This window comes from Pseudomonas sp. AGC41 (genome assembly GCF_057334555.1).
On record NZ_JBHFJB010000034.1, the window covers coordinates 27,937 to 42,835 of the forward strand.

Annotated in this window: 13 protein-coding genes; 7 read left to right on the top strand and 6 right to left on the bottom strand. The window is 62.0% G+C overall.

The genetic code is table 11. The features are described from left to right. The first annotated feature begins 199 nt into the window (after positions 1-199). Positions 200-1,702 (top strand): exopolyphosphatase, encoded by a 1,503-nt coding sequence (gene ppx, locus ACE04F_RS06255; protein ID WP_434627199.1) that lies wholly within the window; start codon positions 200-202, stop codon positions 1,700-1,702. A gap of 191 nt (positions 1,703-1,893) precedes the next feature. On the opposite strand, the gene ppk1 is transcribed toward ppx, so the two are convergent. Both ppk1 and hemB read right to left on the bottom strand, forming a co-directional pair. Continuing rightward, on the bottom strand, positions 1,894-4,110 hold the full coding sequence (gene ppk1 / locus ACE04F_RS06260; RefSeq protein ID WP_434602202.1) for a polyphosphate kinase 1: 2,217 nt from the start codon (positions 4,108-4,110) through the stop codon (positions 1,894-1,896). 17 nt (positions 4,111-4,127) lie between these two features. Then, entirely contained in the window at positions 4,128-5,141 is a 1,014-nt protein-coding gene (hemB, locus tag ACE04F_RS06265) for a porphobilinogen synthase (protein ID WP_486105457.1), read from the bottom strand. A gap of 204 nt (positions 5,142-5,345) precedes the next feature. Here hemB and ACE04F_RS06270 point away from each other — a divergent pair, with 204 nt between their 5' ends. Next, entirely contained in the window at positions 5,346-5,969 is a 624-nt protein-coding gene (locus tag ACE04F_RS06270; RefSeq protein WP_305498000.1) for a DedA family protein, read from the top strand. Here the strand turns inward: ACE04F_RS06270 and ACE04F_RS06275 are convergent. Further along, complete coding sequence (locus ACE04F_RS06275; protein WP_486105458.1) at positions 5,950-7,185, bottom strand: sterol desaturase family protein; 1,236 nt, start codon at positions 7,183-7,185, stop codon at positions 5,950-5,952. The two genes, ACE04F_RS06270 and ACE04F_RS06275, sit on opposite strands and share 20 nt — an antisense overlap. 122 nt (positions 7,186-7,307) lie before the next feature. Here ACE04F_RS06275 and elbB point away from each other — a divergent pair, with 122 nt between their 5' ends. After that, the gene (gene elbB / locus ACE04F_RS06280; RefSeq protein ID WP_486105459.1) at positions 7,308-7,976 is read left to right on the top strand and encodes an isoprenoid biosynthesis glyoxalase ElbB; all 669 of its coding nucleotides are present in this window, start codon (positions 7,308-7,310) and stop codon (positions 7,974-7,976) included. A 118-nt stretch (positions 7,977-8,094) separates the two neighbouring features. On the opposite strand, the gene ACE04F_RS06285 is transcribed toward elbB, so the two are convergent. Together ACE04F_RS06285 and ACE04F_RS06290 are read right to left on the bottom strand one after the other, a co-directional pair. Then, the gene (locus tag ACE04F_RS06285; protein ID WP_486105460.1) at positions 8,095-8,550 is read right to left on the bottom strand and encodes a YaiI/YqxD family protein; all 456 of its coding nucleotides are present in this window, start codon (positions 8,548-8,550) and stop codon (positions 8,095-8,097) included. Between the two features lie 95 nt (positions 8,551-8,645). Next, a complete protein-coding gene (locus tag ACE04F_RS06290; protein WP_486105461.1) occupies positions 8,646-10,544 on the bottom strand; it encodes an FTR1 family protein in 1,899 nt (632 codons plus the stop codon). Positions 10,545-10,857: 313 nt separating this feature from the next. On the opposite strand from ACE04F_RS06290, the gene ACE04F_RS06295 reads away from it, so the two are divergent. The 4 genes from ACE04F_RS06295 to ACE04F_RS06310 all read left to right on the top strand — a co-directional run bounded on the left by ACE04F_RS06295 (position 10,858) and on the right by ACE04F_RS06310 (position 14,048). After that, a complete protein-coding gene (locus tag ACE04F_RS06295) occupies positions 10,858-12,252 on the top strand; it encodes a COG3014 family protein (RefSeq protein WP_486105462.1) in 1,395 nt (464 codons plus the stop codon). Between the two features lie 18 nt (positions 12,253-12,270). Next, entirely contained in the window at positions 12,271-12,642 is a 372-nt protein-coding gene (locus ACE04F_RS06300) for a YcfL family putative periplasmic lipoprotein (protein ID WP_486105463.1), read from the top strand. A 71-nt stretch (positions 12,643-12,713) separates the two neighbouring features. Continuing rightward, a complete protein-coding gene (gene lpoB / locus ACE04F_RS06305) occupies positions 12,714-13,301 on the top strand; it encodes a penicillin-binding protein activator LpoB (protein WP_486105464.1) in 588 nt (195 codons plus the stop codon). 3 nt (positions 13,302-13,304) lie between these two features. Then, entirely contained in the window at positions 13,305-14,048 is a 744-nt protein-coding gene (locus tag ACE04F_RS06310; protein WP_486105465.1) for a penicillin-binding protein activator LpoB, read from the top strand. Positions 14,049-14,189: 141 nt separating this feature from the next. Here the strand turns inward: ACE04F_RS06310 and rhtB are convergent, their stop codons facing one another. Further along, entirely contained in the window at positions 14,190-14,822 is a 633-nt protein-coding gene (gene rhtB, locus ACE04F_RS06315) for a homoserine/homoserine lactone efflux protein (protein WP_486105466.1), read from the bottom strand. Between the last annotated feature and the right edge of the window lie 77 nt (positions 14,823-14,899).

Sequence of the window (14,899 nt, forward strand, 5' to 3'; positions counted from 1 at the left end):
GTCGCAGGCCCTGCCAGCCGTTTATTCCTGATGTATCGGATTGATTCATTTGGGGCTGCTGCGCAGCCCAGCGGGAGCAAGCTCCCTCGCCACAGAAGCCAAGCCAAGCTGCTCTGGGTCAAGGGTTTGGATCAGGCGCGTTGGCGTAAGCGGTCGATCGTGGCAGGATGGCAAGGTTACCGACCGAGACTTTTTGACCATGCCGCTATCCCAAGCCAAGAATCTGTCCCTGATCGCTGCCATAGACCTGGGCTCCAACAGCTTTCACATGGTCGTCGCCAAGGCCCAGAACGGGGAAATCCGCATTCTTGAGCGACTCGGCGAGAAGGTCCAGCTGGCCGCCGGTATCGACGAAGAACGTCAACTGAGCGAAGAATCCATCCAGCGCGGCCTCGACTGCCTCAAACGGTTCGCCCAACTGATCAACGGCATGCCCCTGGGCGCGGTGCGCATCGTCGGCACCAATGCCCTGCGCGAGGCGCGCAACCGCGGCGAATTCATCCGGCGCGCCGAAGAGATCCTCGGTCATCCGGTGGAAGTCATCTCCGGCCGTGAAGAGGCCCGCCTGATCTACCTGGGTGTTTCCCATACCTTGGCCGACACCCCGGGCAAGCGCCTGGTGGCGGACATCGGCGGCGGCAGTACCGAGTTCATCATCGGCCAGCGCTTCGAACCACTGTTGCGCGAAAGCCTGCAAATGGGTTGCGTCAGCTTCACTCAGCGCTACTTCCGCGACGGCAAGATCACCCCGGCCCGCTACGCCCAGGCCTACACGGCGGCGCGCCTGGAAATCATGAGCATCGAGCACGCGCTGCACCGCCTGACCTGGGATGAAGCCATCGGCTCCTCGGGCACCATCCGCGCCATCGGCCTGGCGCTCAAGGCTGGCGGCCATGGCAGTGGCGAGGTCAATGCCGAAGGCCTGGCCTGGCTCAAGCGCAAGGTGTTCAAGCTGGGCGAATCGGACAAGATCGACTTCGAAGGTATCAAGCCTGATCGCCGGGCGATTTTCCCGGCGGGCCTGGCGATTCTCGAGGCGATTTTCGACGCCCTCGAGCTGCAACGTATGGATCACTGCGAAGGTGCCCTGCGTGAGGGCGTGCTCTACGACTTGCTGGGGCGCCATCATCACGAAGACGTCCGCGAACGCACCCTCGGCTCGCTCATGGAGCGTTACCACGTCGACCAGGAGCAGGCGGCGCGGGTCGAGCGCAAGGCCCTGCACGCCTTCGACCAGGTGGCCGACGACTGGGACCTGAACGACGGTGTCTGGCGCGAACTGCTGGGCTGGGCCGCCAAGGTGCACGAAGTCGGCCTGGACATCGCCCACTACCATTACCACAAGCACGGCGCTTACCTGATCGAGCACTCGGACCTGGCGGGTTTCTCCCGCGAAGACCAGCAGATGCTTGCGCTATTGGTGCGCGGCCACCGGCGCAATATTCCCAAGGATAAATTCGCCGAGTTCGGCGATGACGGCATCAAGCTGATCCGCTTGTGCGTGCTGTTGCGCTTCGCAATCCTCTTCCACCACATCCGCGGCACCCAGGAAATGCCCCAGGTAACCCTGCATGCCAATGGTGATCAACTGGATGTGATATTCCCGGACGGCTGGCTGGAAGAAAACCAACTGACCCAGGCCGACTTCGCTCAGGAAGCGGAATGGCTGACCCGGGTTGGGATTGTGCTGAACATTCACTGATCGGCACCACGGCACGCTCCCCCGTGGCGAGGGAGCTTGCTCCCGCTCGACTGCGCAGCAGTCGCAGGATCTGCCTGAAATGGAAGCTTTCCTGATACACCGAGCTGAATGGCTTCAGGGCTGCTGCGCAGCCCAGCGGGAGCAAGCTCCCTCGCCACAAAAGCTGAGCCTGCCTCCCGCCCATCGAGCGTTTAACGAACCGCCAACACCGGGCTGCTAAGCCGATCCAGCAAGGTCGCCTGGGCGCTGCGCGGGTTCTGGTTGCCGGTCGGCGTGTTGCGGATGTAACGACCGTCCGACTGCAGGCTCCAGCTGTGGGTGTTGTCGGTGAGGTAGCTTTCCAGTTCCTTCTTGACGCGCAGGATCAGCTTCTTGCCCTCCACCGGGAAGCAGGTCTCGACGCGCTTGTCGAGGTTGCGTTCCATCCAGTCGGCGCTGGACAGGAACATCTGCTCCTCGCCGCCATTGAGGAAATAGAACACCCGCGTGTGCTCCAGGAAGCGCCCGATGATCGAGCGCACATGGATGTTGTGGGACACCCCCGGAATACCCGGCCGCAGGCAGCACATGCCGCGCACCACCAGGTCGATGCGCACGCCCGACTGGCTGGCCTTGTACAGCGCGCGAATGATCTTCGGGTCAGTCAGCGAGTTGAATTTGGCGATGATGTGCGCCGGCTTGCCGTCCAGGGCGAACTGGGTTTCCCGGGCGATCATGTCGAGCATGCCCTTTTTCAGGGTGAACGGCGCATGCAGCAGTTTTTTCATACGCAGCGTCTTGCCCATGCCGATCAGTTGGCTGAACAGCTTGCCGACGTCTTCGCACAACGCATCATCCGAGGTCAGCAGGCTGTAGTCGGTATACAGCCGAGCGTTGGCGGCGTGATAGTTGCCGGTGCCCAAGTGCGCGTAGCGCACAATCTCGCCAGCCTCGCGCCGCAGGATGAGCATCATCTTGGCGTGGGTCTTGTAGCCAACCACGCCGTAGATCACCACCGCGCCGGCCGCTTGCAGGCGGCTGGCCAGTTGCAGGTTGGACTCTTCGTCGAAACGCGCGCGCAATTCGATCACCGCGGTGACTTCCTTGCCGTTTCGCGCCGCGTCCACCAAAGCGTCGACGATCTCCGAGTTGGCGCCGCTGCGGTACAACGTCTGGCGTACCGCCAATACGTGGGGATCCTTGGCGGCCTGGCGCAGCAAGTCGACCACCGGCGTGAACGACTCGAAGGGGTGCAGCAGGAGGATGTCCTGTTTGCTGACCACACTGAAAATGTTCTCGCTGTTTTGCAGCAGTTTCGGAATCTGCGGGGTAAACGGCGAGTATTGCAGCTCGGGATGGCTGTCCAGGCCGGTGATGCTGAACAGCCGCGTCAGGTTCACCGGGCCATTGACCTGGTACAGCTCGGTCTCGTGCAGGTTGAACTGCTTGAGCAGGTAGTCGGACAGGTGTTTCGGGCAGGTGTCGGCCACTTCCAGGCGCACCGCATCGCCGTAGCGGCGGGAGAACAACTCGCCGCGCAGGGCGCGGGCCAGGTCTTCGACGTCCTCGGTGTCCACCGACAGGTCGGCGTTACGGGTCAGGCGGAACTGGTAGCAGCCCTTCACCTTCATGCCCTGGAACAGGTCATCGGCATGGGCGTGGATCATTGACGACAGGAACACATAGTTGTCGCCAGGCCCGCCGACGTCTTCCGGCACGCGGATGATGCGCGGCAGCAGGCGCGGCGCCGGAATGATCGCCAGGCCGGAATCGCGGCCAAAGGCGTCGATGCCTTCCAGCTCGACGATGAAGTTCAGGCTCTTGTTCACCAGTAATGGGAACGGGTGCGTCGGGTCGAGGCCGATCGGGGTAATGATCGGGGCGATCTCGTCACGGAAATAACGGCGTACCCAGGTCTTGAGCTTGGTCGTCCAGTAGCGGCGACGGATGAAGCGGACCTGATGTTTTTCCAGCTCCGGCAGCAGGATGTCGTTGAGGATCGCGTACTGGCGGTCAACGTGGCCGTGTACCAGCTCGCTGATGCGCGCCAGGGCCTGGTGCGGTTGCAAGCCATCGGCACCGGCCTGTTCGCGGGCGAAGGTGATCTGCTTCTTCAGGCCGGCGACGCGAATCTCGAAGAACTCGTCCAGGTTGCTGGAAAAGATCAGCAAAAACTTCAGCCGCTCCAACAGTGGATAGGACTCATCCAGTGCCTGCTCCAGCACGCGGATGTTGAATTGCAGTTGCGACAGCTCGCGATGGATGTACAGGCTGCTGTCATCCAGGTTGGTGATCGCGATCGCCGGAGCCGGGGCCGGCTCGGGCACCGCCGCTGGAGCCGACTCCAGCTCCGGCGGCGTTTCGGCGGCTTGCTCGACCACGGGCTGAGCGTCTTTTACGGCAACTTCTGTGAGTCCTTCGGTATTCATCGCAAGTTCCTGGGAGGCTATTTCTGCTCTCGTAACAATTGGGCGGCGCGCACGGCAAAGTAAGTCAGGATGCCATCAGCACCCGCACGTTTGAAAGCGGTCAGGGACTCGAGAATCACCCCTTCGCTCAACCAGCCGTTCTGGATCGCGGCCATGTGCATCGCATACTCACCGCTGACCTGATAAACAAAGGTCGGTACTTTGAATTCTTCCTTTACCCGGCAAAGAATGTCGAGATAAGGCATCCCCGGCTTGACCATGACCATGTCTGCGCCTTCTGACAAGTCGGCAGCCACTTCGTGCAAGGCTTCATGGCTGTTGGCCGGGTCCATCTGATAGGAGGCCTTGTTGGCCTTGCCCAGGTTCAGGGCCGAGCCGACCGCGTCGCGGAACGGACCGTAGTAGGCGCTGGCGTACTTGGCCGAGTAGGCCATGATGCGCACGTTGACATGGCCGGCCACTTCCAGGGCTTCGCGGATCGCCTGGATGCGACCGTCCATCATGTCGGATGGCGCCACGACCTGGGCCCCCGCTTCGGCGTGGGACAACGCTTGCCTGACCAGTGCATCGACGGTGATGTCGTTCTGCACGTAGCCTTCTTCGTCGAGAATGCCGTCCTGACCGTGGGTGGTGAACGGGTCCAGCGCCACATCGGTAATCACACCGAGCTCCGGGAAGCGCGCGCGCAGGGCACGGGTCGCGCGCTGGGCAATACCCTCGGGGTTCCAGGCTTCGGCGGCGTCCAGCGATTTGAGCGCTGGCGGGGTGACCGGGAACAGCGCCAGCGCCGGGATACCCAGTTCCACCCACTCGGCCGCCGCTTCGAGCAGCAAGTCGACGGTCAGGCGCTCCACGCCAGGCATCGACGCCACCGCTTCACGACGGTTCTCCCCGTCCAGCACGAACACCGGCAGGATCAGGTCATTGGTGGTCAGTACATTTTCCCGCACCAGCCGACGGGAGAACTCATCACGGCGGTTGCGGCGCAGACGGGTGGCGGGGAACAGACGATTGGCGGGGGTAAAGCTCACGGCAGACTCCTGAGCCCGCAGACGGGCGAGCGTGACAGTTATAAGCGCTCATTATGACGAACCTATGACAGTTGTGCTGAAGCGCGACCGCTAGTCGCAGTGATTGTCTTCTGTAGGAAATGTTCACGTCGAGACACATTTCGATACTTTCCTGAATGTGTCTGAAGGGTTAGGCTGCGCGTTCATTTCGCCAGCACCCAGACAATGCTCCAACAATTTCTGCATGACTTCGGCTACTTGGCCCTGTTTATCGGCACGTTCTTCGAAGGCGAAACCATCCTCGTGCTCGCAGGCTTCCTGGCGTTCCGTGGCTACATGGACATCAACCTGGTGGTGGTCGTGGCATTTTGCGGCAGCTACGCGGGCGATCAGCTGTGGTACTTCCTGGGCCGCAAACACGGGCGCAAGCTCCTGGCGCGCAAGCCGCGCTGGCAGTTGATGGGAGATCGCGCGCTGGAGCACATCCGCCGCCATCCGGATATCTGGGTACTGAGCTTTCGCTTCGTCTACGGTTTGCGCACGGTGATGCCGGTGGCCATCGGCCTCTCTGGCTATCCACCGGGCCGCTATCTGCTGCTCAACGGTATCGGCGCGGCGATATGGGCCACGGCCCTGGCGGCTGCCGCGTACCACTTTGGCGCGGTGCTCGAAGGCATGCTTGGCAGCATCAAGAAATACGAACTGTGGGTACTTGGCGCCCTGCTGGTGCTGGGCTTGGGCCTATGGCTGCGTCGACGCATCAAGAACGCACGGCTGGCCAGACAAGTCCTTGCGGCAGAACGTCTCGAACAAGCCAAGTCCGCCGAGACTACGACGCCAGGCGAGTAAGACGGTTGCGGCAATAGTACAAGCCGAGGCCACTGATCAGGCTGTAGCTGAGCAAGCCAACCCAGGCCACCGGGCTGGCCGGCCATAACCCGGCCAGCGGCGCCAGCCACACCAGCGGCAGATTGGCAGCCAAGCGCAAAAGCTCAAGCTTCAGCGCCCACGGGCGATTCTCCAGGGCCGCGCCCAACACGAACAGACCCAACGCCACCGTTCCCCACCCCAACACCAGGGCAGTGGCCGGCAGACTGCTTTCCAGGTTCATCAAATAACTGCCCAGGGCGATGTAGACACAAAACTGCAGCGCCACGTACCCCTGCTGGCGTCCGGCCAGGGGCACTTCGAATTTGCGGAACCGGCTCAGGTCCGGCTTGTTCAGCGGGTACCTGGCGGCCACATCGGCTGGCCGCCAACCGGTGGGCATGAACCAGATCCGCAGTTTGTCCCACCAGCGCTCGGCGCGCCGGGCGTCGGCCCACAGTTGCGCATAGAACTGCAGATTGGCCCACAACGGATTCCAGCTCGCCAGTGGCGTGGTCACGCCGAAAATGACCGGCTCGTTGTCGTCCTCTTCCTGGAAGGTGCCAAACAGACGGTCCCAAATAATGAACACGCCGCCGTAGTTGCGATCCATGTAGAGAGGGTTCTGTGCATGGTGGGCACGATGATTGGATGGCGTGACGAAGCACCACTCCAGCCAGGCGAGCTTGGGGATGTGCTGGGTATGCACCCAGAACTGATACAGCAGGTTCAACGCCGCGACACTGACGAACACCAGCAGCGGCACGCCCAGCACCGCCAGCGGCAGGTAGAAGATCCAGCTCAGCAGGAAACCGCTGCTGGTCTGGCGCAACGCCGTGGAGAGGTTGTAGTCCTCGCTCTGGTGGTGCACCGAATGGGCGGCCCAGAGGATGTTGCGCTCGTGGCCCAAGCGGTGCAGCCAGTAGTAGCAGAAGTCATAGAGCACAAAGGCCGATACCCAGGTCCAGGCCTGGTCGGCCGGCCATTGAAAGACCGCCAGATGCTCCAGGGCAAAGGCATAGGTCACCAGGCCCACGCCCTTGGTCAACAACCCCGTCGTGGTCGACAGCACACCGGTGCTCAGGCTGTTGATCGCGTCCGCCACCCGGTAGTGGCTCACGCCACGCCAGCGATCGGCCAGCAGCTCGACCGCAATCAACACGAAGAAAAACGGCACGGCATACAGGATGAAATTCATGACGCGACCCGGGCATGCAAGGCAGGAAGGTGTTGGCAGATTAGGTGTAGCTGCCGGATCCCCCTATGGCAACGAGTGACAAATTAGTAGACATTTAACGCCATGAATCTGGAGAAAAGCCCATGAGCAAAAAAGTTGCAGTGATCCTTTCCGGCTGTGGCGTGTACGACGGCGCAGAGATCCACGAAAGCGTGATCACGTTGCTGCGTCTCGACCAGCGCGGCGCGCAGGTCCAGTGTTTCGCCCCCAACATCGCCCAATTGCATGTCATCAATCACCTGACCGGCGAGGAAATGCCCGAGAGCCGCAACGTCTTGGTGGAATCGGCGCGCATTGCCCGAGGCGATGTGAAAGACCTGCGCGAAGCCAGGGCCGAGGACTTTGATGCGCTGATCGTGCCCGGCGGCTTCGGCTCGGCGAAAAACCTCTCCAACTTTGCCGTCGAAGGCGCCGGTTGCAGCGTCCAGCCGCAAGTCCTGGCGTTGACCGAAGCCTTCGCCGAGGCCGGCAAGCCGGTTGGGCTGATCTGCATCTCACCGGCCCTGGCGGCGAAAATCTACGGCCCGGGGGTGACCTGCACCATCGGCATGGACGCTGACACCGCCGCTGCCGTGACCAAGATGGGCGGGACTCACGAAGAGTGCCTGGTCACCGATATCGTTGAAGACACCGCGCGCAAGCTGGTCAGCACCCCCGCCTACATGCTCGCGCAGAACATCAGCGAAGCGGCTTCGGGGATCAACAAGCTGGTGGATCGGGTGCTGGAGCTGACGCACGAGAATGATGAGTGACCACACACAATCAACTGTGGGAGCGAGCTTGCTCGCGATGGCGTCAACTCAGTCGCAAAAGTGCTGACTGACACACCGCTATCGCCCCCCCCCCCTCCCACAGGGATTCAGGCAAGGTTCAAGACAAGCGGGACAACCGCGTCAATATCCGATCCAACGCATTGGCAAATCCCTGCTTGTCCCGCTCGCTGTACGCCGCCGGGCCACCGCCCACGTGGCCCTGTTCCCGCAAGTCGGTGAACAGGTTGCGCACCGCCAGTCGATCGCCCATGTTCTGCGCGTCGAACTCCTTGCCCCGCGGGTCAAGGGCGGCGACGCCTTTCTTCACCAGGCGGTCGGCCAGCGGTACGTCGCTGCAGATCACCAGCTCGCCCGGGACGGCATGCTCCACCAGATAATCATCTGCCGCATCAGGCCCGCTGGGCACCACGATCAGCTTCACCAGGGCCAGGCCCGGCTTGATCTGCGGCTGCCCGGCCACCAGCACCACTTCGAACTGGCGCTTCAAGGCGAACTTGACCACCAGTTCCTTCGCGGCCTTGGGGCAGGCGTCGGCATCGATCCATACACGCATCGGGGTCTTCCTCTTCAAAAAGCTTCGCGAGCAGGCTCGCTCCCACAATGGAATAGCCTACCTCCTGTGGGAGCGAGCCTGCTCGCGAAATGACGTCAGGAAACCTGCATCCGGCGCTTCTCCGCCACCCAGCTGCGCCCGTACAGCACAACGATCGCGATGATCGCCACCGCCTGGGCCGCCAGGGAATAAGCATCGGCATGGATGCCCAGCCAGTCGAACTCGAAGAACGCCACCGGCCGCGTGCCGAAGATTCCGGCTTCCTGCAAAGCCTTCACGCCATGGCCGGCAAACACCACCGACAACGCACACAGCAACCCGGCGTTGATGCCGAAAAACAGCGCCAGCGGCAGTTTCGCCGAGCCGCGCAAAATCACCCAGGCCAGTCCCACCAGCAGCACCAGCGCCGTCGCGCCGCCGGCCAACACCGCGTCATGCCCGGCTGGGCCGGCTTGCAGCCACAGGGTTTCGTAGAACAGGATCACCTCGAACAGCTCTCGATAGACCGAGAAAAATGCCAGGATCGCGAAACCGAAACGACCTCCGCCGCCGACCAGGCTGCTCTTGATGTAATCCTGCCAGGCCGCCGCGTGGCGGCGGTCGTGCATCCATACACCCAGCCACAGCACCATCACGCTGGCGAACAATGCCGTCGCGCCTTCGAGCAATTCACGCTGCGCGCCACTGACATCGATCACGTACGCGGCGAGCGCCCAGGTCGCCAGGCCGGCCAGCAGCGCCAGGCCCCAGCCAACGTTGACGCTGCGCACCGCCGACTGCTGCCCGGTGTTGCGCAAGAAAGCCAGGATCGCCGCCAGGACCAGGATCGCTTCCAGGCCTTCGCGCAGCAGGATCAGCAAGCCCGAAATGTAGCTCAGCGACCAGCTCAAGCCATCGCCACCGAGCAGGCCGGCGGACTCCTTCAATTTGGCCTTGGCCGCGTCCAGGCGTTGCTCGGCCTGCTCGACCGGCAAACCGTCCTGCAAGGACTGACGGTAGGCCATCAAGGCCCTCTCGGTATCTTTACGCACGTTGGCGTCGACGTTGTCGAGTGAGCTTTCCACCAGCTCGAAGCCTTCCAGATACGCCGCTACCGACAAATCGTAAGCCTGGTCGTGATCACCGGTGCGATACGCCGCGATGCTCTTGTCCAGGGTAGCGGCGGTGTAGTCGAGCAACTGCGCCGGGCCGCGCTGCACCTGCGGTGGCTGGGCGCGCTGTGCGCGGAACGTCGCCGCTGCCGCGGGCCCCTGGGCGGCGAGGACTTCGGCAGGCGTCTGGCGGGCCAGGTCGGCGAGGTTGAAGGTCTGCTCGCCCTTGGCCGCAGCCGGGTCGGCGCTGAAGCTGGCGATGTAGGTCGCCAGGTCCCAGCGTTGACGGTCGTCGAGCTGATCGGCGAAGGCCGGCATATCGGTGCCTTCGACGCCCATGCCCAAGGTGTTGTAGATCGCGTAGAGGCTCAGGCGATCCAGGCGCAGCCCGTCGCGCAGGTTCGAGGGCGGCGGCTCCAGGCCGACACCCGCCGGACCGTCGCCGGCACCGCTGTCACCATGGCACACCGAGCAGTTCTGGGCATACAACGGCGCCCCGCGCGTCGGGTCCGGGGTGATCACTGGCGCCTGGCTGACCTCATAGGCTACGGCCAGCCTGGCACCCAGCTGCCGCGCCAGACGGGCCACGTCAGCGCCGTCCTGGCGCTGGCTGATCGCACTGCGCAACGTACCGATGCCTTGCGTCAGCTCAGCTTTTTCCGGCTTGCCCGGTAGCGCGGCGACCAGCCCTTCCAGCACTTGAGTGAATTCGAGTTGCTCGCGGTATTCGGCATCGTCGATGACCTTTCCCGCGTCGACGGTCGCCGGATAATCCGCCCCGATGTAATCCAGCAGATGCAGCGCCTGTGGCGCGCCTTCAACAGTGTCAGCCAGCAGATCGGCACTGCACAGCGCAAGCATCGGCAGCGCAATCCAGGCCAGAAAACGAAACGGGGCAGTCATGAATGACTCTCGGTTGGAAATAAGAAGTAACACATTGTTCACTTCCAATGCGCTTGGCTCAAGCACCGATGTGTTCCGGCCGAGCATTTTCATCGGATCTTCATGCTTTGAAGATGACATCACAAAAACATCATTTAGAAACTAAAAAGCCACTACACCAGCCAATCCACTGCTTATAATGCGCCGCCTTCTTATTAGAAGAAGGCATAAAAGCTCCTCTGGACTTGAGGAACCGACGGCGCAAAAGCGCCTGTCCGTGGATCGCCCCAGCCCGACCCGCACACCCCGGCTGATACTCAGGGAAGAAGTGTTCATGGCATCCCGTGCTCTTTTCTCGGTCGCCCTCGGCGCGATCACCTTGCTGTCCGGCTGCTCGGCGTTTCGCAACTACGACAGCGAACTGGCCCAGACCAATCAGCAACTGGCCTCGGGCAACGTCGACGCGGCATTGACCCTGCTGGAAAAAAACAACACCAGCAAAGACAAAGACCTGCTCTATTTCTTCGAAAAGGGTGAGCTGCTGCGCGCCAAGGGCGACCTGTCCGGCAGCCAGACCGCCTGGAGCAGCGCCGACCAGCAAGTCGGGCAGTGGGAAGACGCCGTCAAGCTCGATACCGCCAAGTACGTCGCGCAGTTCGGCAGTTTCCTGGTCAATGACAAAGTCCGGCGCTATGAGGGTTATGACTATGAAAAGGTCATGCTCACCACTCAAATGGCGTTGAACCTGCTGGCGGTGAACGACTTCGACGGCGCACGGATGCAGATCAAGAAGACCCACGAGCGCGAAGCCGTGATCGCCGACTTGCGCGACAAGGAATACCTCAAGCGCGAGGAAGATGCCGAGAAACAAGGGGTCAAGACCGAATACAAGGATCTTCAGGGTTATCCGGTCGCCAGCCTTGACGCCCCTGAAGTGGTCAGCCTGAAAAACAGTTACCAGAGCGCGTTCAGCCATTACCTGGCAGGTTTCGTCTACGAAGCACTGGGCGAGAAAGATCTGGCCGCGCCGGGTTATCGCAAGGCCGCCGAACTGCGCCCCAACACCCCGCTGCTGGAACAGGCGCTGCTGAACCTCGACAAGCCTGCCGCCAAGGACGACGACAGTGAAGTCCTGATCGTGGTGCAGAGCGGCCTGGCGCCATCCCGTGACTCGATGCGAATCCCGCTGCCCTTGCCGATCAGCGGCAACGTGGTCATCACGCCGTTGTCCTTTCCGCTGATCAAGCCGGACACCTCCACTGCGACGTTCGCCCAGATCGGCGTTGACGGTCGCCAACTGGACCTGACCCAGCTCAACAGCACCACCGCCATGTCGCGCCGGGCGCTGCGCGACGACATGCCGGGCATCATCCTGCGCACGACCGTGCGCGCCATCACCCGTGGCGTCGCACAGAAACAGATCAACGAAACCAACCCGCTGGCCGGCCTCGCCGTGGGCATCACCTCGGCCGTGCTCGAAGGCGCGGACACCCGCACCTGGCGCACGTTGCCGGACTACACCCAAGTGGTGCGCCTGCGCCTGAAGAAGGGCGAACACCAGGTCACGCTGCCAAGCGCGGTAGGTGGCTCGGTGGTCAAGGTCAAGGTTGATCAACGTTACCAAGTCATCAGCCTGCGGGCGGTGGGCAGCCAGGTCTTCGCTGGCGGCCTGGCGGCGCAGGTGATCCCGAGCGCCAACCCGACCGCCATTGCCCTCAAGCAACCTTAAGAACGGAGTCTTGTTCACATGCGTTTAAAACTGATCGCCGTCGGCGTCCTGGCCTTGCTGGCCGGTTGCGCCACCCCACCGCCACCGGAGCCGGGCACTGCCGCCAGCAAGGTCGTGGCGATGGGCAAGACCAAAAACATCGTGGTCGGCGCCATGCGTGTCGCCCGGGAAAACGGCTACATGACCGTCAACGTGCAGTTGAGCAATACCAGCTTCAACAACAAGACGATGTATTACCGCTTTGCCTGGCTGGGGCCGGAAGGCTTCCCGATCGCCGAAGAGGAAAGCTGGAAAACCCTGACGCTGTATGGCGAACAGACCCGTTTCCTGCCGGCCATCGCACCGACGCCCAAGGCCGTGGATTTCCGTTTGGAAATCAATACCCCTTGAGCCCTGTTCCGGTCGCCACGGGGATTGTCGGCACGGCCGACTAATTCATTTATTTTTTTAGAGAGCACCATATGTTCCTACGCATCTCCTCCCTCGCCCTCGCCGCCCTGCTGGTCAGCGGCTGCGCCAACAATTCGCCGACCCTGGGCAACAAGAACATCAGCTATGGCGACACCAAGGCCGTGGAAACCGTCACCAACGAATTCGGCTCTACCGACTTGCAGATGATCGCCGAATCCATGACCCGCTCCCTCGCCCAGTCCGGCATCCTGCAGGGCCGTCCGGTGGTGCAGGTCTACGACGTGAAAAACAAGACCAGCGAGTACATCGATACTCGCGAGATCACTACCAGCATCAAGACCCAGCTGATGAAAACCGGCGCGGCACGCTTTGCCAGTGACAACAATGCCATGGACAGCCAGGTCGACCAGCTCAAGCTGCAGAACCAGAGCGGCTTGTACAAAAAAAGCACAGTGGCCAAGACCGGCAACATGATCGCCGCCAAGTACCGCATCGAGGGTTCCATCAGCTCGATCGTCAAGCGCAGCGAAGACTACAAGGACGTCTTCTACAAATTCAGCCTGCAACTGATCGATGTTGAGAGCGGCCTGGCTGAATGGATGGACGAGAAAGAAATCCGCAAGACCACGGAGCGTTAAGCCATGCGTACATGGATCGGCATCATGGCCCTGGCCTGCGCATTCAGTGCGCAGGCGGCCCCAAGAGTTGCAGTGACTGACCTGGCGTACCAGCAACGCGTGGAGGAATACATCCACACCGTTTCGGCACAGAGCAACTTCCAGGCGAACCCGTACAGCGCCAGCGCGTCGTCGAGCTACGACGAGATGGAAGCGACCAGTAGCTACATCGAGCAGGGTGAACTGCGCAAGTTCACCGGCGACATCAAGGGCGAAATCCTGCGCAGCGGGATGTTCCAGCTGGTCCAGGGCACGCCGCACACCGCATCGTCCACGGGCGATGTGTATGACGTGATCAAGCGAATCAAGGCCGGGCATTTCAAGGGCGCCGACTATGTGCTGTTCGGCACCGTATCGGACATCGATTTCACTCGGGACATCAACGAGCTGGGCACTGCCGACAGCTACTCGGCGGTGCTCGCATTGTCGCTGGTGGCGGATTTCAGCCTGATCAACACCAAGACCTATGAGATCACCTCGGCCTTCACTGCCATGGGCGAAGGCCAGGACACCAAGCTGTTGAACCACCGGGACGTGCGTATCAGCCTCAATCGCCCACGGGTCGTACGCGAAGTGTCCAAGGCGTTGGGTGAAGACGTGGCGCGGCAGTTGAGCGAGCAGCTCGGTGGCCCGAGCCATGAGCAGCCTGGCGAGCCGGTACAGCGTAATAACCTGCCGAGGGATACCGCGCCGGTGATCCTGCGCTGAAGCGCATTGCCAGGTAAGTGTTCTTCGTGGGGGGGGGGGGGGGTCCCGCTCGGTTGCGTAGCGACCGCCTCTTTTGGGGCTGCTACGCAGCCCAGCGGGAGCAAGCTCCCTCGCCACGAAAGCTTGCCTTCGCCACGGTAACTACACCGCAGCCTTGCGAATCGTCGCCAGCAGACCTGCCGCGCCGATGAACAGCCCGGCGAAGGTCCGGTTCATCCGCCGTTGCTGTTTCGGGGTACGCAACAGGCGCAAGACCTTGGATGCCAGCCCGGTGTACCCGGCCATGACAATGAGGTCGACGCAGATCATGGTCACGCCCAGAATCAGGTATTGCTTGACCAACGGGGCATGCGGATCGATGAACTGCGGCAGCACCGCGAGCATGAATACCAGCGCCTTGGGGTTGCTGATGTTCACCAGGAAACCGCGGAACACCAACGCCAGGGGCTTGCCGATGGGGCGCACCGCCGCGTCGTCACTAAGGTCTGCGGGAATGGCCCGCCATTGCTTGACGCCCAGATAGACCAGGTACGCCACGCCGAACCACTTGATTGCGTAGAAGGCGGTAGCTGACGCGGTGAGAATCGCGCCGACACCGGCGGCGACAATCACGATCTGCAACGCCAGGCCCAATTGCAGGCCCAGGGCGTTCCAGTAGCCCCGCCAGAAACCGTATTGCAGACCGCTGGACATCGATGCAATGGCACCGGCGCCCGGCGAAAGGCTGATGACCCAGCAGGCGGCGAAGAACGCCAGCCACGTTTCCAGCAACATCGCACACCTCGGCTCAGTTCCGTCGAAACGAATAAGCTAATGCGCCGCCGTGCGGATAACCACCGTTTTTTTCAGAA

Bases quoted from the DNA above. Each gene is read 5' to 3' on its own strand.
- ppx (WP_434627199.1), top strand. From the start codon at position 200: ATGCCGCTATCCCAAGCCAAGAATCTGTCCCTGATCGCTGCCATAGAC.
- ppk1 (WP_434602202.1), bottom strand. From the start codon at position 4,110: ATGAATACCGAAGGACTCACAGAAGTTGCCGTAAAAGACGCTCAGCCC.
- ACE04F_RS06270 (WP_305498000.1), top strand. From the start codon at position 5,346: ATGCTCCAACAATTTCTGCATGACTTCGGCTACTTGGCCCTGTTTATC.
- ACE04F_RS06275 (WP_486105458.1), bottom strand. From the start codon at position 7,185: ATGAATTTCATCCTGTATGCCGTGCCGTTTTTCTTCGTGTTGATTGCG.
- elbB (WP_486105459.1), top strand. From the start codon at position 7,308: ATGAGCAAAAAAGTTGCAGTGATCCTTTCCGGCTGTGGCGTGTACGAC.
- ACE04F_RS06285 (WP_486105460.1), bottom strand. From the start codon at position 8,550: ATGCGTGTATGGATCGATGCCGACGCCTGCCCCAAGGCCGCGAAGGAA.
- ACE04F_RS06290 (WP_486105461.1), bottom strand. From the start codon at position 10,544: ATGACTGCCCCGTTTCGTTTTCTGGCCTGGATTGCGCTGCCGATGCTT.
- ACE04F_RS06295 (WP_486105462.1), top strand. From the start codon at position 10,858: ATGGCATCCCGTGCTCTTTTCTCGGTCGCCCTCGGCGCGATCACCTTG.
- ACE04F_RS06300 (WP_486105463.1), top strand. From the start codon at position 12,271: ATGCGTTTAAAACTGATCGCCGTCGGCGTCCTGGCCTTGCTGGCCGGT.
- lpoB (WP_486105464.1), top strand. From the start codon at position 12,714: ATGTTCCTACGCATCTCCTCCCTCGCCCTCGCCGCCCTGCTGGTCAGC.
- ACE04F_RS06310 (WP_486105465.1), top strand. From the start codon at position 13,305: ATGCGTACATGGATCGGCATCATGGCCCTGGCCTGCGCATTCAGTGCG.
- rhtB (WP_486105466.1), bottom strand. From the start codon at position 14,822: ATGTTGCTGGAAACGTGGCTGGCGTTCTTCGCCGCCTGCTGGGTCATC.